The organism is Streptomyces sp. 1-11 (assembly GCF_007176755.1).
Classification (GTDB): Bacteria; Actinomycetota; Actinomycetes; order Streptomycetales; family Streptomycetaceae; genus Streptomyces.
In genome coordinates, this window is record NZ_BJTV01000017.1 from 98533 (window position 1) to 117383 (window position 18851).

Below are 18851 nucleotides of genomic sequence, written 5' to 3' on the forward strand. Positions count from 1 at the left end.
GGGTCCATCACACACCACAGGCCCGGCAGTCGGACTGCCGGGCCTGTGGATGCGTCAAACCGCGATCTGAAAAGTACTACCGCGCGGTCCTACTGGGCGGGGCCCTCGATGGCCTCGGAGGTCAGCAGGCCGGCGTTGATCTCACGCAGGGCGATCGACAGCGGCTTCTCGTGCACGTGGGTGTCGACGAGCGGACCGACGTACTCGAGCAGGCCCTCGCCGAGCTGCGAGTAGTACGCGTTGATCTGACGGGCACGCTTGGCCGCGTAGATCACGAGGCTGTACTTCGAGTCGGTGGCCTCGAGAAGCTCGTCGATCGGCGGGTTGATGATGCCCTCGGGCGCGGTGATGGAAGAGGACACGCTCTACCTTCCGATGGATGGGAAAGAATCAGTCGGTGCGGCCGGCCCGTGTGCACCTGGGTGCGGCGGCCACGATCACACGACGTCCATCAAGGCTAGCAGCTCGCGGGCCACGTCCTCGACGGAGGTGTTGACCAGGGTCTCGTCGAACTCCGGCTCGGCCGCCAGCTCGGTCTTCGCCGCGTCCAGACGACGCTCGATGACCTCGGGCGGTTCGGTCCCCCGGCCGGTCAGTCTGCGCACCAGCTCCTCCCAGGAGGGCGGGGCCAGGAACACGAGCTGGGCGTCGGTCATGGAGTCGCGGACCTGCCGGGCGCCCTGGAGGTCGATCTCCAGCAGCACCGGCTCGCCGTTCTCCAGCCGCTCCTGCACGGCCGCGCGGGGCGTGCCGTAGCGGTTGCCGGCGAACTCGGCCCACTCCAGCAGCTCGCCGTTGGCGATCAGCTTGTCCATCTCGTCGTCGGTGACGAAGAAGTAGTGGACTCCGTGCTGCTCGCCGGGGCGCGGCTTGCGGGTGGTCGCGGACACCGAGAGCCAGACCTCGGGATGTTCTTTGCGCATATGGGCGACGACCGTGCTCTTGCCGACCCCGGAGGGGCCGGAGAGCACGGTCAGCCGCGGACGTGCGTCCGGGGGCACGGGGGTCGTCCCCCGGGGTGTTACAGCCATGCAGCGATTATTCCAGCAATCCCGCGGTGCCCGGGACTCCCGGTTCGGCGGGGGACCGGGCTCAGGACCCGGTGCTGCCGAACTCACGCTCCAGGGAGGCGATCTGGTTGGAGCCGAGACCGCGCACGCGGCGGCTCTCGGAGATGCCCAGACGCTCCATGATCTGCTTGGCGCGGACCTTGCCCACGCCCGGCAGGGACTCGAGCAGGGCGGAGACCTTCATCTTGCCGATGACGTCGTTCTCCTGGCCCTGCTTGATGACCTCGTGCAGGGAGGCGCCGGAGTGCTTGAGTCGATTCTTGACCTCGGCCCGCTCCCGGCGAGCCGCGGCGGCCTTTTCGAGCGCGGCTGCGCGCTGTTCAGGGGTAAGGGGCGGAAGAGCCACGCCTACGTCACCTCGGATGTCGAACTGTCGGATACGGACCGGTGAGGAACCTAGTCGCCCCACACCTGGGGAGCCACGAGCAACACGCTGCCCGTTCTCCCGCACTGTATGCGGGGGCGCGGGAGGTGGCCCCACTGCTCGGAGACTAGCGGGCAAGTCCGCCAGAGTCAGCGAGAACAGCGGAAAAGTACTGGTCAGCCGCCGCCAGGCCGGACATTTCAGACATACTGCCCTCGATTTGAGGATGTATTCACCCTCGACCCGCCCGCCCGTCGTGCCCCCGGGCACCCGGCCGGGGGCTCAGCCGCCCGCGACGGCGGTGCGGATCTCCTCCGCGAAGCGTTCCGTGGCCGACCGCAGGGCCGCGACGCCGGGGCCCCGGCGCAGCACCCCCCGGCTGACGTTGGGGACCACGTTGCGCACCGCCGGCCCGAAGACCCGGGGGAGGTCGGCCGCGGTGGCTCCCTGCGCCCCGACACCGGGCGCCAGGAGCGGGCCGTTGATGCCGAGGTCGTACGAGGACAGGTCGCCCACCGTGGCGCCGACGACCGCCCCGAACGAGCCCAGCGGCTGCTCGCCGGCGTTCTCGGCGGCCAGGTGCGCCAGCATGGTGGCCCCCACGTCGCGTCCGTCGGCGCGCACCGCGTGCTGGACCTCGGGGCCCTCCGGGTTGGAGGTCAGCGCCAGCACGAAGAGACCGGTGCCGCTCTCCCGGGCCAGCGCGACGGCCGGGCCGAGCGAGCCGTAGCCGAGGTAGGGCGAGACGGTCAGCGCGTCCGAGAACAGCGGGGAGTCCTTGTGCAGGTAGGCCTCCGCGTACCCGGCCATGGTCGAGCCGATGTCACCGCGCTTGGCGTCCATCACGACCAGCGTGCCGGCCGCGCGCGCCTCCTGCACCGTCCGCTCCAGGACGGCGACGCCGCGCGAGCCGAACCGCTCGAAGAACGCGCTCTGCGGCTTCATCACGGCGACCCGGTCGGCCACCGCCTCGACGACCGTGCGGCTGAACCGCTCCAGGCCGGCCACGTCGTCGGCCAGGCCCCATTCGACGAGCAGCGAGGCGTGCGGGTCGATGCCCACGCACAGCGGCCCGCGCTCGTCCATCGCGCGGCGCAGGCGGGCGCCGAAGGGCTCACAAGCCGTCATGCGTCGTTCCTCACATCGGCGCCGACCGCGTCGGCGAGGGTGGCGTACGGGCTGGTCCGCAGGCGCGCGGCGAGGCCCTTGTGGATCGCGCGGGACCAGAACGGGCCCTCGTAGACGAAGGCGCTGTAGCCCTGCACCAGCGTGGCGCCGGCCAGGATGCGCTGCCAGGCGTCCTCGGCGGTCTCGACGCCGCCGACGCCCACCAGCGTGATCCGGTCGCCCACGCGCGCGTACAGGCGGCGCAGCACCTCCAGGGAGCGTGCCTTCAGCGGCGCGCCGGAGAGGCCGCCGGTCTCCTTCACCAGCGACGGCGCCGAGGTCAGGCCGAGGCCTTCGCGCGCGATGGTGGTGTTGGTGGCGATGATGCCGTCCAGTCCGAGTTCCACCGCCAGGTCGGCGACGGCGTCGACGTCCTCGTCCGCGAGATCGGGGGCGATCTTCACCAGCAGCGGCACGCGCCGGGCCGGGACCGCGCGGTCGGCGGCCTCGCGGACCGCGCCGAGCAGCGGGCGCAGCGCCTCGGTCGCCTGGAGGTTGCGCAGACCGGGCGTGTTCGGCGAGGAGACGTTCACCACCAGGTAGTCGGCATACGGCGCGAGGCGCTCGGCGGACTTCACGTAGTCGCCGACGGCGTCCTGCTCGGGAACGACCTTGGTCTTGCCGATGTTGACGCCGACCACGGTCCGGAAGACCGGCTCGCGGGCGGCGAGGCGGGCCGCGACGGCCAGCGAGCCGTCGTTGTTGAAGCCCATGCGGTTGATCAGCGCGCGGTCGGTTACGAGCCGGAACAGCCGCTTGCGGGGGTTGCCGGGCTGCGGTTCGCCGGTGACCGTGCCGATCTCGACGTGGTCGAAGCCCAGCATCGCCATGCCGTCGATCGCGACGGCGTTCTTGTCGAAGCCGGCCGCGAGCCCGAAGGGGCCGTGCATGCGCAGCCCGAACGCCTCGGTGCGCAGCTCCTTGTGGCGGGGCGCGAGGGCGGCCGCGACGAACGTGCGCAGCACCGGGACGCGGACGGCCAGCCGGATCCAGCGGAAGGCCAGGTGATGCGCCTTCTCGGCGTCCATCCGTTTGAAGACGAATCTGAAGAAGATCTTGTACATGGTGTCCTCGTGAAGAGGGGGACACCGTTTCCGGTGTCCCCCTCCTCGGCTGCTAGTCGCGGGCCGCGGTCAGGTGTTCCGCGTGTTCCTGGAGCGAGCGGACGCCCACGTCGCCGTGGTTGAGGGCGTCGATGCCCTGGACGGCCGCGGCGAGCGCCTGGACGGTCGTCAGGCACGGCACGGAGCGGGCCACCGCCGCGGTGCGGATGTCGTAGCCGTCGAGGCGGCCGCCGGTGCCGTACGGGGTGTTGACGATGAGGTCGACCTCGCCGTCGTGGATGAGCTGGACGATGGTCCGCTCGCCGTTCGGGCCGGTGCCCTCGGACTGCTTGCGCACGACCGTGGCGTTGATGCCGTTGCGCCTGAGCACCTCGGCGGTGCCGGAGGTGGCGAGCAGCTCGAAGCCGTGGGCGACCAGCTCGCGCGCCGGGAAGATCATCGAGCGCTTGTCGCGGTTGGCGACCGAGATGAAGGCGCGGCCCTTGGTGGGCAGCGGGCCGTAGGCGCCCGCCTGCGACTTGGCGTAGGCCGTGCCGAAGACGGAGTCGATGCCCATGACCTCGCCGGTGGAACGCATCTCCGGGCCGAGGACGGTGTCGACGCCGCGGCCCTGGATGTCGCGGAAGCGCGACCAGGGCATGACGGCCTCCTTGACGGAGATCGGCGCGTCCAGCGGCAGCTCGCCGCCGTCGCCGTTCGCCGGGAGCAGGCCCTCGGCGCGCAGCTCGGCGACGGTCGCGCCCAGCGAGATCCGGGCGGCGGCCTTGGCCAGCGGCACCGCGGTCGCCTTCGAGGTGAAGGGGACCGTCCGGGAGGCGCGCGGGTTGGCCTCCAGGACGTAGAGGATGTCGCCGGCCATCGCGAACTGGATGTTGATCAGGCCGCGCACGCCGACGCCCTTGGCGATGGCCTCGGTGGAGGCGCGCAGGCGCTTGATGTCGAAGCCGCCGAGGGTGATCGGGGGCAGGGCGCACGCCGAGTCGCCGGAGTGGATGCCGGCCTCCTCGATGTGCTCCATCACGCCGCCGAGGTAGAGCTCCTCGCCGTCGTAGAGCGCGTCGACGTCGATCTCGATGGCGTCGTCCAGGAAGCGGTCGACGAGGACCGGCCGGGAGGGGCTGATCTCGGTCGACTCGGCGATGTAGGAGGCCAGGCGGGTCTCGTCGTAGACGATCTCCATGCCGCGTCCGCCGAGGACGTAGGAGGGCCGGACGAGCACCGGGTAGCCGATCTCGTCGGCGATGGCCTTGGCCTCGGCGAAGGTGGTGGCCGTGCCGTGCTTCGGGGCGGGCAGGCCGGCCTCCGCCAGGACCCGGCCGAAGGCGCCGCGGTCCTCGGCGGCGTGGATCGCCTCGGGCGAGGTGCCCACGATCGGCACGCCGTTGTCCTTCAGGGCCTGCGACAGGCCGAGCGGGGTCTGGCCGCCGAGCTGCACGATCACGCCCGCGACCGGGCCGGCCTGCTGCTCGGCGTGGACGATCTCCAGCACGTCCTCCAGCGTGAGCGGCTCGAAGTACAGCCGGTCGGAGGTGTCGTAGTCGGTGGAGACGGTCTCCGGGTTGCAGTTGACCATCACGGTCTCGTACCCGGCGTCGGACAGCGCGAAGGAGGCGTGGACGCAGGAGTAGTCGAACTCGATGCCCTGGCCGATGCGGTTCGGGCCGGAGCCCAGGATGATCACCGCGGGCTTCTCGCGGGGCGCGACCTCGGACTCCTCGTCGTAGGCCGAGTAGAAGTACGGCGTCCGCGCGGCGAACTCGGCGGCACAGGTGTCGACCGTCTTGTAGACCGGGCGGATGCCGAGGGCGTGCCTGACCTCGCGGACGACGTCCTCGCGCAGGCCGCGGATCTCGCCGATCTGCTGGTCGGAGAAGCCGTGGCGCTTGGCCTCGGAGAGCAGGTCGCCGGTCAGCTCGGGGGCCGCGGCCAGCTCGTCCGCGATCTCCTTGATCAGGAAGAGCTGGTCCACGAACCACGGGTCGATCTTCGTGTACTCGAAGACCTCCTCGGGCGTGGCGCCTGCGCGGATGGCCTGCATGACCGTGTTGATCCGGCCGTCGGTGGGACGGACGGCCTCGCGGAGCAGGGTCTCCTTGTCGCCGGGCTCGCCGGTGAAGGCGAACTGGCTGCCCTTCTTCTCCAGCGAGCGCAGCGCCTTCTGGAAGGCCTCGGGGAAGTTGCGGCCGATGGCCATGGCCTCGCCGACCGACTTCATGGTGGTGGTCAGCGTGGAGTCGGCCTGCGGGAACTTCTCGAAGGCGAACCGCGGCGCCTTGACGACCACGTAGTCGAGCGTGGGCTCGAAGGAGGCCGGGGTCTCCTGGGTGATGTCGTTCGGGATCTCGTCCAGCGTGTAGCCGACGGCCAGCTTGGCGGCGATCTTGGCGATGGGGAAGCCGGTCGCCTTGGAGGCGAGCGCCGAGGAACGCGAGACGCGCGGGTTCATCTCGATGACGATGACCCGGCCGTCCTCGGGGTTCACCGCGAACTGGATGTTGCAGCCGCCGGTGTCGACGCCGACCTCGCGGATGATCGCGATGCCGACGTCGCGCAGCACCTGGTACTCGCGGTCGGTCAGCGTCATCGAGGGCGCGACCGTGATGGAGTCGCCGGTGTGCACGCCCATCGGGTCGAAGTTCTCGATGGAGCAGACGACCACGACGTTGTCGTGCTTGTCGCGCATCAGCTCCAGCTCGTACTCCTTCCAGCCGAGGATGGACTCCTCCAGGAGCACCTCGGTGGTCGGGGAGAGCGTGAGGCCCTGGCCGGCGATGCGGCGCAGCTCCTCCTCGTCGTGCGCGAAGCCGGAGCCGGCGCCGCCCATGGTGAAGGACGGGCGGACGACCACGGGGTAGCCGCCGAGCGTCTCGACGCCCGCGAGGACGTCGTCCATGGAGTGGCAGATCACCGAGCGGGCGGACTCGCCGTGCCCGATCTTGCGGCGGACCTCCTCCACGACGTCCTTGAACAGGTCGCGGTCCTCGCCCTTGTGGATCGCCTCGGGCTTGGCGCCGATCAGCTCGACGCCGTACTTCTCCAGGACGCCGTTCTCGTGCAGCGAGATGGCGGTGTTCAGGGCCGTCTGGCCGCCCAGGGTGGGCAGCAGCGTGTCCGGGCGCTCCTTGGCGATGATCTTCTCGACGAACTCGGGGGTGATCGGCTCGACGTAGGTGGCGTCGGCGATCTCCGGGTCGGTCATGATCGTCGCCGGGTTGGAGTTGACGAGGATCACGCGCAGGCCCTCGGCCTTGAGCACGCGGCACGCCTGGGTGCCGGAGTAGTCGAACTCGGCGGCCTGGCCGATGACGATCGGGCCGGAGCCGATGACCAGGACGGACTGGATATCGGTGCGCTTAGGCACGCTGGCCCTCCATCAGGGAAACGAAGCGGTCGAACAGGTAGGCGGCGTCGTGCGGACCGGCTGCCGCTTCGGGGTGGTACTGGACGGAGAAGGCCGGCTGGTCGAGCAGCTGCAGCCCCTCCACCACGTTGTCGTTCAGGCAGACGTGCGAGACCTCGGCGCGGCCGAACTTCGTCTCGCTGACCTTGTCGAGCGGCGCGTCCACGGCGAAGCCGTGGTTGTGCGCGGTGACCTCGACCTTGCCGGTCGTACGGTCCTGGACCGGCTGGTTGATGCCCCGGTGGCCGTACTTCAGCTTGTAGGTGCCGAAGCCGAGGGCGCGGCCGAGGATCTGGTTGCCGAAGCAGATGCCGAACAGCGGCGTCCGGCGCTCCAGGACGGCGGACATCAGCGCGACGGGGCCGTCGGCGGTGGCCGGGTCGCCGGGGCCGTTGGAGAAGAAGACGCCGTCGGGCTCGACGGCGAAGACGTCGTCGGGCGTGGCGGTGGCGGGCAGCACGTGCACCTCGATGCCGCGCTCGGCCATGCGGTGCGGGGTCATGCCTTTGATGCCGAGGTCGATGGCGGCGACGGTGAACCGCTTCTCGCCGACCGCCGGGACGACGTAGGCCTCCTTGGTCGCGACCTCCTCGTAGAGGCTCGCGCCCTTCATGTGCGGCTGGGTGCGCACGCGCTCGACCAGCTCGGCCTCGCCGGCGAGCGCCTCGCCGGAGAAGATGCCGGCGCGCATCGAGCCGCGCTCGCGCAGGTGGCGGGTGAGCGCGCGGGTGTCGATCCCGGAGATGCCGACCACGCCCTGCGCGACCAGCTCGTCGTCCAGGGACCGCTTGGCGCGCCAGTTGGACGGCACGCGCGCGGGGTCGCGCACGACGTACCCGGAGACCCAGATGCGCCGGGACTCGTCGTCCTCGTCGTTCCAGCCGGTGTTGCCGATCTGCGGGGCGGTCGCGACGACGATCTGGCGGTCGTAGGACGGGTCGGTGAGGGTTTCCTGGTAACCGGTCATGCCGGTGGAGAACACGGCCTCGCCGAAGGTCTCCCCCACGGCCCCGTAGGCGCGGCCGCGGAAGGCGCGGCCGTCCTCCAGGACGAGTACGGCGGGAACCTTCGCGGCTCCCCTGGTGGAGGTCGTCATCGTGCGCCTTCCGTGTCGTTGATCATCTTGTTCAGGGTGTCGACCCACTCGGTGTGCTCGGCCGCGTGGTCGGAGCGGAAACCGGAGTCGATGAGCTTGTCGCCCAGCTCCCAGGTCACCACCAGCAGTCCGCCCTCGGTGAGGACCTTGCCGGCGATGCCCTTGTCGAGCCGGGCGCCGCGCAGCGCGGCCGCGGGGACGAAGAAGTCGTTCGCTCCGGGGCGCTCGACCTCCAGACCCGCGTCGGTCAGGGTGAGCTCGGCCCGGCTGCGGGTGCCGAGGCCGTGGGCCACGATGCGGTCCAGCCACTGTCCGGCGGTGGTGGAGCCGTGGTAGCGGCCGCTCATGCTCAGTCTCACCGGCCCGGCGGCCTCCGGCGCGCCGGGCGGGGCGGGCAGGTCGCTCTGGAGGGTGCCGCGCCACTTCCAGCCCTCGCGCATCAGCCAGTACACGAGCGCGACGAAGAGGGCGAGTCCGACGAGCCAGCCGATGCGGGCGCCCCAGTCGGTGACCTCGGCCGACTTCTTCGCCTCGGCCAGCAGGATTACAGGTGTCACGTGAGCTTCCCGTCGACGAGCGTGGCCTTGCCCCGCAGCCAGGTGTGCGTCACACGGCCCGGCAGCTCACGTCCCTCGTAGGGGGTGTTGCGGCTGCGCGAGGCGAAGCCCGCGGGGTCCACCCGGCCACGGTATGCCGTGTCGACCAGGGTGAGGTTGGCGGGCTCACCAGCCGAGACGGGACGGCCGTGTCCGGTGGCCTGTCCGATCTGCGCGGGCCTGACGGACATCCGGTCGGCGACGCCGGCCCAGTCGAGCAGGCCCGTGTCGACCATCGTGTCCTGGACCACCGACAGCGCGGTCTCCAGGCCCACCATGCCCATGGCGGCGGCGGCCCACTCGCAGTCCTTGTCCTCGTGCGGGTGCGGGGCGTGGTCGGTGGCGACGATGTCGATCGTGCCGTCGGCGAGCGCCTCGCGCAGGGCGTGCACGTCCCGCTCGGTGCGCAGCGGGGGGTTGACCTTGTAGACCGGATTGTACGTGCGCACCAGTTCGTCGGTGAGGAGCAGGTGGTGCGGGGTGACCTCGGCGGTGACGTCGATGCCGCGGGACTTGGCCCAGCGGACGATCTCCACGGACCCGGCGGTCGACAGGTGGCAGATGTGCACGCGGGAGCCCACGTGCTCGGCGAGCAGCACGTCCCGCGCGATGACCGACTCCTCGGCGACGGCCGGCCAGCCGCCCAGACCCAGCTCGGCGGAGACGACGCCCTCGTTCATCTGGGCGCCCTCGGTGAGGCGCGGCTCCTGGGCGTGCTGGGCGACGACGCCGCCGAAGGCCTTCACGTACTCCAGCGCGCGGCGCATGATCACCGCGTCGTCCACGCACTTGCCGTCGTCGGAGAAGACGGTGACGCCGGCGGCGGACTCGTGCATGGCGCCCAGCTCGGCGAGCTTCCTGCCCTCCAGGCCGACGGTGACGGCGCCGATGGGCTGCACGTCGCAGTAGCCGTGCTCCCGGCCGAGCCGGTAGACCTGCTCGACGACGCCGGCGGTGTCGGCGACCGGGAAGGTGTTGGCCATGGCGAACACGGACGTGTAGCCGCCGCTCGCGGCCGCGCGGGTGCCGGTGAGCACGGTCTCGGAGTCCTCGCGGCCCGGCTCGCGCAGATGGGTGTGCAGGTCGACCAGGCCGGGCAGCAGCACCTTCCCGGCGGCCTCCACGACCTCGGCGCCCTCGGCGCTCAGGTCCCGGCCCACCTCGGCGATCGTCTCCCCGTCGATCAGCACGTCCTGCGGCTCGCCGCCGAGCACCTTCGCACCACGGATCAGGATCTTGCTCATGGTCTTTACTTCTCCTCCGCGGTGCGGGCTTGGGTGAGGGCGGGCTCGTTGCCGCCGAGCAGCAGGTACAGGACGGCCATCCGGATGGAGACGCCGTTGGCGACCTGCTCGACGACGGTGCAGCGGTCGGAGTCGGCGACCTCGGCGGTGATCTCCATGCCGCGGACCATGGGGCCGGGGTGCATCACGATGGCGTGCTCGGGCATCCTCGCCATGCGCTCGCCGTCGAGGCCGTAGCGCCGCGAGTACTCGCGCTCGGTGGGGAAGAAGGCGGCGTTCATCCGCTCGCGCTGGACCCGGAGCATCATCACCGCGTCGGACTTCACCAGCGTGCTGTCGAGGTCGTACGACACCTCGCAGGGCCAGTTCCCGACGCCGACCGGCACCAGGGTGGGCGGGGCGACCAGGGTGACCTCCGCGCCGAGGGTGTGCAGCAGGTCCACGTTGGAGCGGGCCACCCGGCTGTGCAGGACGTCGCCGACGATGGTGATCCGCTTGCCGCCGAGGTCCTGGCCCAGCCCGGCGTCCCGGCCGACCAGGCGGCGGCGCATGGTGAACGCGTCCAGCAGGGCCTGGGTGGGGTGCTGGTGGGTGCCGTCGCCGGCGTTGACCACGGCGGCGTCGATCCAGCCGGAGTTGGCCAGGCGGTAGGGGGCCCCGGAGGCGCCGTGCCGGATGACGACGGCGTCGACGCCCATCGCCTCCAGGGTCTGGGCGGTGTCCTTCAGCGACTCGCCCTTGGACACCGACGAGCCCTTGGCGGTGAAGTTGATGACGTCGGCGGACAGCCGCTTCTCGGCGGCCTCGAAGGAGATCCGGGTGCGGGTGGAGTCCTCGAAGAAGAGGTTGACGATCGTGCGGCCGCGCAGGGTCGGCAGTTTCTTGATCGGCCGGTCGGCGACCCGGGCCATCTCCTCGGCGGTGTCGAGGATCAGGACGGCGTCGTCGCGGGTGAGGTCGGCGGCCGAGATGAGATGACGCTGCATCTGTCAGGCTCCGTAAGGCAGTTCATACAGGGAGATTCGGGGCGTACCGGGGTGTGCACGGGCGCGCCGGGGCGGCCGTGCGGCCGGTCTCGCTACTGGTCGTCCGGCTTCACGCCGAGCAGCACGGTGTCGCGACCGTCCTCCTCGGCGAGCTGGACCTTGACCGTCTCCCGCAGCGACGTGGGGAGGTTCTTGCCGACGTAGTCGGCGCGGATGGGCAGTTCGCGGTGGCCGCGGTCGACCAGGACCGCGAGCTGCACCGCGCGGGGGCGCCCGATGTCGTTCAGGGCGTCGAGGGCGGCGCGGATGGTGCGGCCGGAGAAGAGCACGTCGTCGACGAGGACGACCAGTCTGCCGTCGATGCCGTCACCGGGGATCTCGGTGCGGGCCAGCGCACGCGGCGGGTGCATGCGCAGGTCGTCGCGGTACATGGTGATGTCCAGCGAGCCGACCGGGACCTTGCGGTCGGTGATCTGCTCCAGCTTGGCGGCGAGCCGCTGGGCGAGGAAGACTCCCCGGGTCGGAATGCCCAGGAGCACCACGTCGTCGGCGCCCTTGGCGCGCTCGACGATCTCGTGGGCGATGCGGGTCAGAACCCGCGCGATGTCGGGGCCCTCGAGCACGGGCCGGGCATCGGACGGGGACGGGTTGGCGTGCGTGTCCATACGAAACGGACCTCCTTCTCCGCCTCACGGGACGGACCTTAAAGGACGTCGGATTTGCGCCATCAACCGTAGCAGGTCCTCGGAGCCCCTCGATCACCCACCCGGCGCAATCGGCCGCCACCGGAACGGAAGAGTCGGGGTGGACCATTCGGCTTGACGCACCAGAGTCACGCTGCGTAACCTCACAGTGAGTTACCAGCCGCGCGGCGGAAATCACAGCCGACCGCGTCGACACAGTGCCGGGGAGCTATATGTCCAGCGAATACGCCAAACAGCTCGGGGCCAAGCTCCGGGCCATCCGCACCCAGCAGGGCCTTTCCCTCCACGGTGTCGAGGAGAAGTCCCAGGGTCGCTGGAAGGCCGTGGTGGTCGGTTCCTACGAGCGCGGTGACCGCGCCGTGACCGTGCAGCGCCTGGCCGAGCTGGCCGATTTCTATGGTGTACCCGTGCAGGAGCTGCTGCCGGGCACCACGCCGGGCGGCGCCGCCGAGCCGCCGCCGAAGCTGGTCCTGGACCTGGAGCGGCTGGCCACCGTGCCGGCCGAGAAGGCGGGCCCGCTGCAGCGCTACGCGGCGACGATCCAGTCGCAGCGCGGCGACTACAACGGCAAGGTGCTCTCGATCCGCCAGGACGATCTGCGCACACTCGCCGTCATCTACGACCAGTCCCCCTCGGTCCTCACCGAGCAGCTCATCGGCTGGGGCGTCCTGGACGCGGACGCGCGCCGCGCCGTGGCGACCCACGAAGAGGCCTGAGCCGCACGGCGCCTCAGCAGAAACGTGCCGCCGGGGTGGCCGGAACTCTACGGTTCCGGCCACCCCGGCGGCCTTTGCCGGCCCTCTCGGAGCCTTCCGGGGAGGCCCGGGCACCACAACGCCACAGGGCCCGCCGCGATCGCTCGCGGCGGGCCCTGTGGCGTTGTGGTGCTGTCGTACCGGCTGCTACGCCTCGTCCCGGCGCAGCGACGGCTTGAGCTCCTTCAGCCGGCCCAGGAGACCGTTGACGAACGAGGGCGACTCGTCCGTGGAGAACTCCTTCGCCAGCTGCACCATCTCGTCCAGGACGACGGCGTCCGGGGTCTCGTCCACCCAGATCAGCTCGTAGGCGCCCAGGCGCAGGACGTTGCGGTCCACCACCGGCATCCGGTCGAGCGTCCAGCCCACCGCGTAGCTCGCGATCAGCTCGTCGATCCGCTTCGCGTGCTCGGCGTAGCCCTCGACCAGCTGCATCGTGTACTCGCTCACCGGGGGCTGCCGGGTGTCGGACCGGGAGAGCCGGATCCAGTCCGCGAGGACCGTCAGGACGTCGGCGCCGCGCTGGTCACCCTCGAAGAGGATCTGGAAGGCGCGCTTGCGGGCCGTGTTGCGGGCAGCCACGGTTAGCTGTTCACCCGGCCGAGGTAGTCGCTGGTGCGGGTGTCGACCTTGATCTTCTCACCGGTGGTGATGAAGAGCGGGACCTGGATCTGGTGGCCGGTCTCCAGGGTGGCGGGCTTGGTGCCGCCGGTGGAGCGGTCGCCCTGGACGCCCGGCTCGGTCTCCTGCACGACCAGCTCGACGGCGGCCGGCAGCTCGACGAAGAGCACCTCGCCCTCGTGCTGGGCGACGGTGGCCGTGAAGCCCTCGATCAGGAAGTTGGCGGCGTCGCCGACGGCCTTGCGGTCGACCATCAGCTGGTCGTAGGTCTCCATGTCCATGAAGACGAAGTACTCGCCGTCCATGTACGAGAACTGCATGTCGCGCTTGTCGACAGTGGCCGTCTCGACCTTGACACCGGCGTTGAAGGTCTTGTCGACGACCTTGCCGGACAGCACGTTCTTGAGCTTGGTGCGCACGAAGGCCGGGCCCTTGCCGGGCTTGACGTGCTGGAACTCGACGACGGACCAGAGCTGGCCGCCTTCGAGCTTGAGCACCAGGCCGTTCTTGAGGTCGTTCGTGGAAGCCACGGTTGCGGAATCTCCTGGACTGACGTACGACCCCGGGGCACGCACCTGACTACAGGGCGAGCAGCTCCTTGGTCGTGATGGTGAGTAGCTCGGGTCCGCCGTCCGCCTCTGGGCGTACGACGAGCGTGTCATCGATCCGGACACCGCCCCGGCCCGGGAGGTGGACCCCCGGTTCGACGGTGACCGGCACGCAAGCGTCCAGTTTACCCATGGCGGCGGGGGCGAGCTGCGGGTCCTCGTCGATTTCGAGTCCGACACCGTGTCCGGTCAGCGGTGGCAGTGCTTCCGCATAGCCCGCGGAGTCCAGCACCTGTCTGGCCGCGCGGTCCACCATACGGTAGGCGGCGCCGGGCATGAGGGACTCCCGTCCGGCCCGCTGGGCGGAGAAGACCAGGTCGTAGAGCTCGATCTGCCAGTCGGCGGGCGAGGTGCCGATGACGAACGTACGGCCGATCTCGCAGCGGTAGCCCCGGTAGGTGGCGCCCAGGCAGACGGAGAGGAAGTCGCCCTCCTCCACCCGCCGGTCGGTGGGACGGTGGCCGCGCCGGCCGGAGTTGGGCCCGGTGGCCACGGAGGTGGGGAACGCCGGCCCGTCGGCGCCGTGGTCGACCAGCCGGCGCTCCAGCTCCAGGGCCAGGTGGCGCTCGGTGCGGCCGACCAGGATGGACTCCAGCAGCTCACCGAGGGCCTGGTCGGCGATCTCGGCGCCGATGCGCAGACAGGAGATCTCCTCCTCGTCCTTGACCACCCTGAGCTGCTCCACGGCCGCGCCGAGGTCGGCCAGGCGCAGCCGCGGGGCGACGGAGGACACGGCCCGGTACCGGGCGACGGTGAGGTCGTGCTCCTCCACGGCCAGGGCGTCGGAGCCCTGTGCGTCGGCGAGGCCGGCCGCGGTGACGGCCGCGTCGCCTCCGGGCGCGGGGAGGACGTGCAGCCGCAGGCTCTCGTCCGGGCGCCCTTCGGCGGGGCGGTCGTCCGGGGGGGCGGAGCACACCAGGAGGTCCTCCTGGCCGCCGAGCAGCAGGACGGCGCCCTGGGGGGCGGCGCCCGCCAGGTAACGCACGTTGGCGGGGCGGCTGACCAGGGCGGCGGGGGCGCCGGCCGCGTTGCAGCGCTCCCTCAGGCGGGATCGGCGGGTCGCGTGCACCTCTGACATGAGATGAGCGTAGGAGTTCTGGGCGGATTGTGCCGGTTGGGTGGGGCCGAGTGGGGCCCGGGGCGGGCGCTGCCGCCGGTCACCAGCTCGGCGGGCTCGCCATCGCCCGGGCGATGACCTCGTCCAGCACCCGGGCCGTGCCCGGGACGTCGAGCTGGGAGTTGTCGACGATCGGCAGGCCCGAGCCGTACCAGCCCGCCATGCGGCCGTGGATCCGGGCCACCTCCTCGTCGGTGAGGCGGCGGTTGCCCGAGCGCTCGGCGTTGCGCTCCAGCACGACGTCCAGGCCCGGGAGCAGGACGACCGGCAGCAGACCGGGGCCCACGTGGCGTTTCCAGCCGCCGAGGCCCACGACCGGCCGGTCCGGGAAGACCGCGTCGTCGAGGATGCAGGAGATGCCGTTGGCCAGGAAGTTCCGGGCGGCGAAGCCGCAGGTCCGGCGGGCCAGGCGGTACTGGGCCTCGGAGTGGTCGTTCCAGCCGGACTGGGGGTCGGCGAAGCCGGAGCGGACCCATTCGCGCACGTCGTCCAGGCTGATGTGGGCCGTGGGCACCCGCCGGTGGTCCGCCCAGTACTTGGCGACGCTGGTCTTGCCGGCGCCCGCCGGGCCGATCAGCAGGACGGCCAGGGTGGTGGCCGCCGGATCGGGCGCGGGAGCGGAGGCCGGCGGCGCGGCGGGCACGCCGACGAGGCCGCCGGGCGGCAGCGGCAGGTGGCCGGTGGTCTCCGGGGGCGGCGGGCCGGGGGCATGCCGCGGGGCGGGCGGCTGCGCGGGCGAGGGCGGCACCGGGCCGGACGGGGGCACGGGCGCGGAAGGCGGCAGCGGGCCCGACGGAGGCACGGGCGCGGAAGGCGGCATCGGGCCGGAGGGGGGCACGGGCCCGGACGGGGGCACCGGTCCGGCTCCGGTCGCCGGGTAGCCGGGTGGCGGCGGGGGCACGGGTGCGGGACCCTGCTGGGCTCCCGGGTGGTGCGCGGCCGACGCCCAGGCGGCGTGCGGTCCCCGCCCCTGCTGGTGGGGCGGCAGCGGCGACCCCCCTGCGTGCTGCATCCGTTGCCACTCCGTCTCGTACACACATCTGGCACTGGCAGGCGGGTGCGGAGCCCGCTCTCCCCCACACCCTAAGGGGCGTGGGAGGGACACCCATCCGAACGGTACCGCCCCCGGCCGTCGTCGGATGCAACGACCGGGGGCGGTCCGAAGTGCCCGTGCCCCGGCCGGAATCGGACGGAACGGCACAGCGGGGTGGTTACTGGCCGACCTCTCCGTAGGCGGCGAGCAGGACGGCCGGGTCCGGGCCCTCCAGCACGGTCGGTTTGGCCAGTCCGTCGAGCACGATGAACCGCAGCAGGTCGCCGCGGGACTTCTTGTCGACCTTCATCGTCTCCAGCAGCTTGGGCCACTGGTCGTGGCGGTAGTGCAGCGGCAGGCCCACCGCTTCGAGGACGGTGCGGTGGCGGTCCGCCGTCGCGTCGTCCAACCGGCCCGCCAGGCGGCCGAGTTCGGCGGCGAAGTGCATGCCGACCGCGACCGCGGCGCCGTGCCGCCACTTGTAGCGCTCGTTCTTCTCGATGGCGTGCCCGAGGGTGTGACCGTAGTTGAGGACCTCCCGCAGACCCGACTCCTTCAGGTCGGAGGAGACCACGTCGGCCTTCACCCGGATCGAACGCTCGATCAGCTCGGCCGTGTGCGGCCCCGCCGGGGTCCGGGCGGCCTCGGGGTCGGACTCGATGAGGTCCAGGATCACCGGGTCGGCGATGAAGCCGGCCTTGATGACCTCGGCGAGCCCGGACACGTAGTCGTTGACCGGGAGCGAGTCCAGGGCGGCGAGGTCGCAGAGCACGCCGGCCGGCGGATGGAAGGCGCCCACCAGGTTCTTGCCCTCGGCGGTGTTGATGCCGGTCTTGCCGCCGACGGCCGCGTCCACCATGGCGAGCACGGTGGTCGGGATCGCGATCCAGCGCACCCCGCGCAGCCAGGTCGCGGCCACGAACCCGGCCAGGTCCGTCGTCGCGCCGCCGCCCACGCCGACGATGACGTCGGTGCGGGTGAAGCCGGACTGGCCGAGCGCCTTCCAGCAGTAGGCGGCGACCTCGACGGTCTTGGCCTCCTCGGCGTTGGGCACCTGGATGGCGACGGCCTCGTAGCCCTGCTCGGCCAGGTCGGCGCGGAGCGCGTCACCGGTCTCGGCCAGCGCCTCCGGGTGGACCACCGCCACCCGCTTGGCCTTCGGCCCGATCAGCCCGGCCAGCTCGCCCAGGAGCCGGCGGCCGACCAGCACCTCGTAGGACTCGGTCCCGGCGCTGCCGGCGACCTGGATCCGGGTGACTGACTCGCTCATGCTTCCTTCAACTCCAGTGCGTCCAGCGCTGCTCGGGTGACCTCTTCGGGGGTGCGGCCGTCGGTCGCCACGACGGCCGCGGCGACCTCCTCGTACAGGTGCCGCCGGGCCTCCATCAGCTCGCGCCACTGCTTGCGCGGGTTGACCGCGAGCAGCGGGCGGGCCACGTTGAGGCCGGTGCGCCTGACGGCCTCCTCCACGTCCATGGACAGGTAGACCACCCGGTGCCCGGCGAGCAGCGCCCGGGTGTCCGGGTCCAGGACGGCTCCGCCGCCGAGCGCGAGGACGCCCTCGTGCGCGGCGACGGCCCGGCGCACCGCCTCCTTCTCGATGGCGCGGAAGGCGGGCTCGCCCTCCTCCACGAAGATGTCGGCGATGGTCCGGCCCTCGGCGGCCACGATGTCCTCGTCGGTGTCCCGGAACCCGGTCCCGAGCCGCTCGGCGAGGAGCCGGCCCACGGTGGACTTCCCCACGCCCATGGGTCCGACGAGTACGACGGCGGGCAACGCGCTCACCGGATCCGCAGGCCGTCGAGGTACGACCGGACGTTGCGGCGGGTCTCGGCCACGCTGTCGCCGCCGAACTTCTCCGCCACCGCGTCCGCGAGGACCAGGGCGACCATCGCCTCGGCGACGATGCCCGCGGCCGGCACGGCGGAGACGTCGGAGCGCTGGTGGTGCGCCTGGGCGGCCTCGCCGGTGGTCACGTCCACCGTCCGCAGGGCCCGCGGCACGGTCGCGATCGGCTTCATCGCGGCGCGCACCCGCAGCAGCTCACCGGTGGACAGACCGCCCTCGGTGCCGCCGGCGCGGCCGGACACCCGCCGGATACCCTCGTCGGTCCGCACGATCTCGTCGTGCGCCTTCGAACCCGGCACCCGCGCGAGCTCGAAGCCGTCGCCGATCTCGACGCCCTTGATCGCCTGGATGCCCATGAGGGCGCCGGCCAGGCGCGCGTCCAGCTTGCGGTCCCAGTGCACGTGCGAGCCCAGGCCCACCGGCACGCCGTAGGCCAGGACCTCGACCACGCCGCCGAGGGTGTCGCCGTCCTTGTGGGCCTGGTCGATCTCGGCGACCATCGCCTTGGAGGCGTCGGCGTCCAGGCAGCGCACCGGGTCGGCGTCCAGCCGCTCGACGTCGGCCGGCGTCGGGTAGACGCCCTGCGGGGCCTTGGCGGAGGCCAGCTCGACCACGTGGGAGACGATCTCGATGCCGGCCGTCTCCTTCAGGTACGACCGGGCCACCGCGCCGAGCGCCACCCGGGCGGCGGTCTCACGGGCGGAGGCGCGCTCGAGGATCGGACGGGCCTCGTCGAAGCCGTACTTCTGCATGCCGGCGAGGTCGGCGTGGCCGGGCCGGGGCCGGGTCAGCGGCGCGTTGCGGGCGAGGCCGTCCAGGATCTCGGGGTCGACCGGGTCGGCCGCCATGACCTGCTCCCACTTGGGCCACTCGGTGTTGCCCACCATGACCGCGACCGGGGAGCCGAGGGTGAGGCCGTGCCGGACGCCGCCCAGGAAGGTGACCTCGTCCCGCTCGAACTTCATGCGCGCACCGCGGCCATAGCCGAGCCGCCGCCGCGCCAGGTGGTCCGCCACCATCTCCGTGGTGATCGGCACGCCGGCGGGAAGGCCCTCCAGCGTCGCGACGAGTGCGGGACCGTGGGACTCCCCCGCGGTGAGCCAACGCAGCCTGCTCAACGGTGCTCCTCCGTGTTCGCGCCCGGTACTGCCCTCAGCACGCGTGTCCTCGCGTACGGC

Annotated in this window: 19 protein-coding genes; 1 reads left to right on the top strand and 18 read right to left on the bottom strand. The window is 71.7% G+C overall.

The window, feature by feature from the left end; translation table 11 throughout:
- Window positions 1–89: 89 nt before the first annotated feature.
- The 11 genes from rpoZ to pyrR form a co-directional block, all read right to left on the bottom strand.
- Window positions 90–362, bottom strand: coding sequence for a DNA-directed RNA polymerase subunit omega (gene rpoZ / locus TNCT1_RS29455; protein WP_005319902.1), 273 nt, complete (start codon window positions 360–362; stop codon window positions 90–92).
- A gap of 75 nt (window positions 363–437) precedes the next feature.
- The gene (gmk, locus tag TNCT1_RS29460) at window positions 438–1031 is read right to left on the bottom strand and encodes a guanylate kinase (protein WP_143638129.1); all 594 of its coding nucleotides are present in this window, start codon (window positions 1029–1031) and stop codon (window positions 438–440) included.
- 61 nt (window positions 1032–1092) lie between these two features.
- Window positions 1093–1416, bottom strand: a complete 324-nt coding sequence (locus TNCT1_RS29465) for an integration host factor (protein ID WP_003977346.1) — start codon at window positions 1414–1416, stop codon at window positions 1093–1095.
- A gap of 300 nt (window positions 1417–1716) precedes the next feature.
- On the bottom strand, window positions 1717–2562 hold the full coding sequence (gene pyrF / locus TNCT1_RS29470) for an orotidine-5'-phosphate decarboxylase (protein WP_143638132.1): 846 nt from the start codon (window positions 2560–2562) through the stop codon (window positions 1717–1719).
- Window positions 2559–3665 (bottom strand): quinone-dependent dihydroorotate dehydrogenase, encoded by a 1107-nt coding sequence (locus TNCT1_RS29475; protein ID WP_143638135.1) that lies wholly within the window; start codon window positions 3663–3665, stop codon window positions 2559–2561. Before TNCT1_RS29475 ends, pyrF begins: the two co-directional genes overlap by 4 nt.
- Window positions 3666–3717: 52 nt before the next feature.
- The gene (gene carB / locus TNCT1_RS29480) at window positions 3718–7026 is read right to left on the bottom strand and encodes a carbamoyl-phosphate synthase large subunit (RefSeq protein ID WP_143638138.1); all 3309 of its coding nucleotides are present in this window, start codon (window positions 7024–7026) and stop codon (window positions 3718–3720) included.
- Window positions 7019–8161 (bottom strand): glutamine-hydrolyzing carbamoyl-phosphate synthase small subunit, encoded by a 1143-nt coding sequence (gene carA / locus TNCT1_RS29485; protein WP_143638140.1) that lies wholly within the window; start codon window positions 8159–8161, stop codon window positions 7019–7021. The genes carB and carA overlap by 8 nt, the downstream gene beginning before the upstream one ends.
- Window positions 8158–8718 carry a hypothetical protein gene (locus TNCT1_RS29490; RefSeq protein ID WP_143638142.1) on the bottom strand — a complete coding sequence of 187 codons (561 nt, stop codon included), beginning with the start codon at window positions 8716–8718 and terminating at the stop codon, window positions 8158–8160. Before TNCT1_RS29490 ends, carA begins: the two co-directional genes overlap by 4 nt.
- Complete coding sequence (locus TNCT1_RS29495) at window positions 8715–10001, bottom strand: dihydroorotase (protein WP_143638144.1); 1287 nt, start codon at window positions 9999–10001, stop codon at window positions 8715–8717. Before TNCT1_RS29495 ends, TNCT1_RS29490 begins: the two co-directional genes overlap by 4 nt.
- Window positions 10002–10006: 5 nt before the next feature.
- The gene (locus TNCT1_RS29500) at window positions 10007–10987 is read right to left on the bottom strand and encodes an aspartate carbamoyltransferase catalytic subunit (protein ID WP_143638146.1); all 981 of its coding nucleotides are present in this window, start codon (window positions 10985–10987) and stop codon (window positions 10007–10009) included.
- Between the two features lie 92 nt (window positions 10988–11079).
- Entirely contained in the window at window positions 11080–11652 is a 573-nt protein-coding gene (pyrR, locus tag TNCT1_RS29505) for a bifunctional pyr operon transcriptional regulator/uracil phosphoribosyltransferase PyrR (RefSeq protein WP_143638148.1), read from the bottom strand.
- A gap of 251 nt (window positions 11653–11903) precedes the next feature.
- On the opposite strand from pyrR, the gene bldD reads away from it, so the two are divergent.
- Window positions 11904–12407: a transcriptional regulator BldD gene (bldD, locus tag TNCT1_RS29510; RefSeq protein WP_129310290.1), complete on the top strand. Its 504-nt coding sequence runs from the start codon at window positions 11904–11906 to the stop codon at window positions 12405–12407.
- Between the two features lie 186 nt (window positions 12408–12593).
- On the opposite strand, the gene nusB is transcribed toward bldD, so the two are convergent.
- The 7 genes from nusB to aroC form a co-directional block, all read right to left on the bottom strand.
- Window positions 12594–13028, bottom strand: coding sequence for a transcription antitermination factor NusB (nusB, locus tag TNCT1_RS29515; protein WP_143638150.1), 435 nt, complete (start codon window positions 13026–13028; stop codon window positions 12594–12596).
- Between the two features lie 2 nt (window positions 13029–13030).
- A complete protein-coding gene (efp, locus tag TNCT1_RS29520; RefSeq protein ID WP_037742222.1) occupies window positions 13031–13597 on the bottom strand; it encodes an elongation factor P in 567 nt (188 codons plus the stop codon).
- 49 nt (window positions 13598–13646) lie between these two features.
- A complete protein-coding gene (locus tag TNCT1_RS29525; RefSeq protein ID WP_143638153.1) occupies window positions 13647–14753 on the bottom strand; it encodes an aminopeptidase P family protein in 1107 nt (368 codons plus the stop codon).
- 79 nt (window positions 14754–14832) lie between these two features.
- The gene (locus TNCT1_RS29530; protein ID WP_143638155.1) at window positions 14833–15804 is read right to left on the bottom strand and encodes an AAA family ATPase; all 972 of its coding nucleotides are present in this window, start codon (window positions 15802–15804) and stop codon (window positions 14833–14835) included.
- Between the two features lie 199 nt (window positions 15805–16003).
- Complete coding sequence (gene aroB / locus TNCT1_RS29535; RefSeq protein WP_143638157.1) at window positions 16004–17095, bottom strand: 3-dehydroquinate synthase; 1092 nt, start codon at window positions 17093–17095, stop codon at window positions 16004–16006.
- On the bottom strand, window positions 17092–17610 hold the full coding sequence (locus TNCT1_RS29540) for a shikimate kinase (protein WP_143638159.1): 519 nt from the start codon (window positions 17608–17610) through the stop codon (window positions 17092–17094). The genes aroB and TNCT1_RS29540 overlap by 4 nt, the downstream gene beginning before the upstream one ends.
- A complete protein-coding gene (aroC, locus tag TNCT1_RS29545) occupies window positions 17607–18791 on the bottom strand; it encodes a chorismate synthase (RefSeq protein ID WP_143638161.1) in 1185 nt (394 codons plus the stop codon). Before aroC ends, TNCT1_RS29540 begins: the two co-directional genes overlap by 4 nt.
- Between the last annotated feature and the right edge of the window lie 60 nt (window positions 18792–18851).

What these genes read in the sequence shown, in the direction of transcription:
- gmk (WP_143638129.1), bottom strand. Translation starts at nt 1,031, where the DNA reads ATGGCTGTAACACCCCGGGGGACGACCCCCGTGCCCCCGGACGCACGT.
- pyrF (WP_143638132.1), bottom strand. Translation starts at nt 2,562, where the DNA reads ATGACGGCTTGTGAGCCCTTCGGCGCCCGCCTGCGCCGCGCGATGGAC.
- TNCT1_RS29475 (WP_143638135.1), bottom strand. Translation starts at nt 3,665, where the DNA reads ATGTACAAGATCTTCTTCAGATTCGTCTTCAAACGGATGGACGCCGAG.
- carA (WP_143638140.1), bottom strand. Translation starts at nt 8,161, where the DNA reads ATGACGACCTCCACCAGGGGAGCCGCGAAGGTTCCCGCCGTACTCGTC.
- TNCT1_RS29495 (WP_143638144.1), bottom strand. Translation starts at nt 10,001, where the DNA reads ATGAGCAAGATCCTGATCCGTGGTGCGAAGGTGCTCGGCGGCGAGCCG.
- TNCT1_RS29500 (WP_143638146.1), bottom strand. Translation starts at nt 10,987, where the DNA reads ATGCAGCGTCATCTCATCTCGGCCGCCGACCTCACCCGCGACGACGCC.
- pyrR (WP_143638148.1), bottom strand. Translation starts at nt 11,652, where the DNA reads ATGGACACGCACGCCAACCCGTCCCCGTCCGATGCCCGGCCCGTGCTC.
- bldD (WP_129310290.1), top strand. Translation starts at nt 11,904, where the DNA reads ATGTCCAGCGAATACGCCAAACAGCTCGGGGCCAAGCTCCGGGCCATC.
- TNCT1_RS29525 (WP_143638153.1), bottom strand. Translation starts at nt 14,753, where the DNA reads ATGTCAGAGGTGCACGCGACCCGCCGATCCCGCCTGAGGGAGCGCTGC.
- TNCT1_RS29530 (WP_143638155.1), bottom strand. Translation starts at nt 15,804, where the DNA reads ATGCAGCACGCAGGGGGGTCGCCGCTGCCGCCCCACCAGCAGGGGCGG.
- aroB (WP_143638157.1), bottom strand. Translation starts at nt 17,095, where the DNA reads ATGAGCGAGTCAGTCACCCGGATCCAGGTCGCCGGCAGCGCCGGGACC.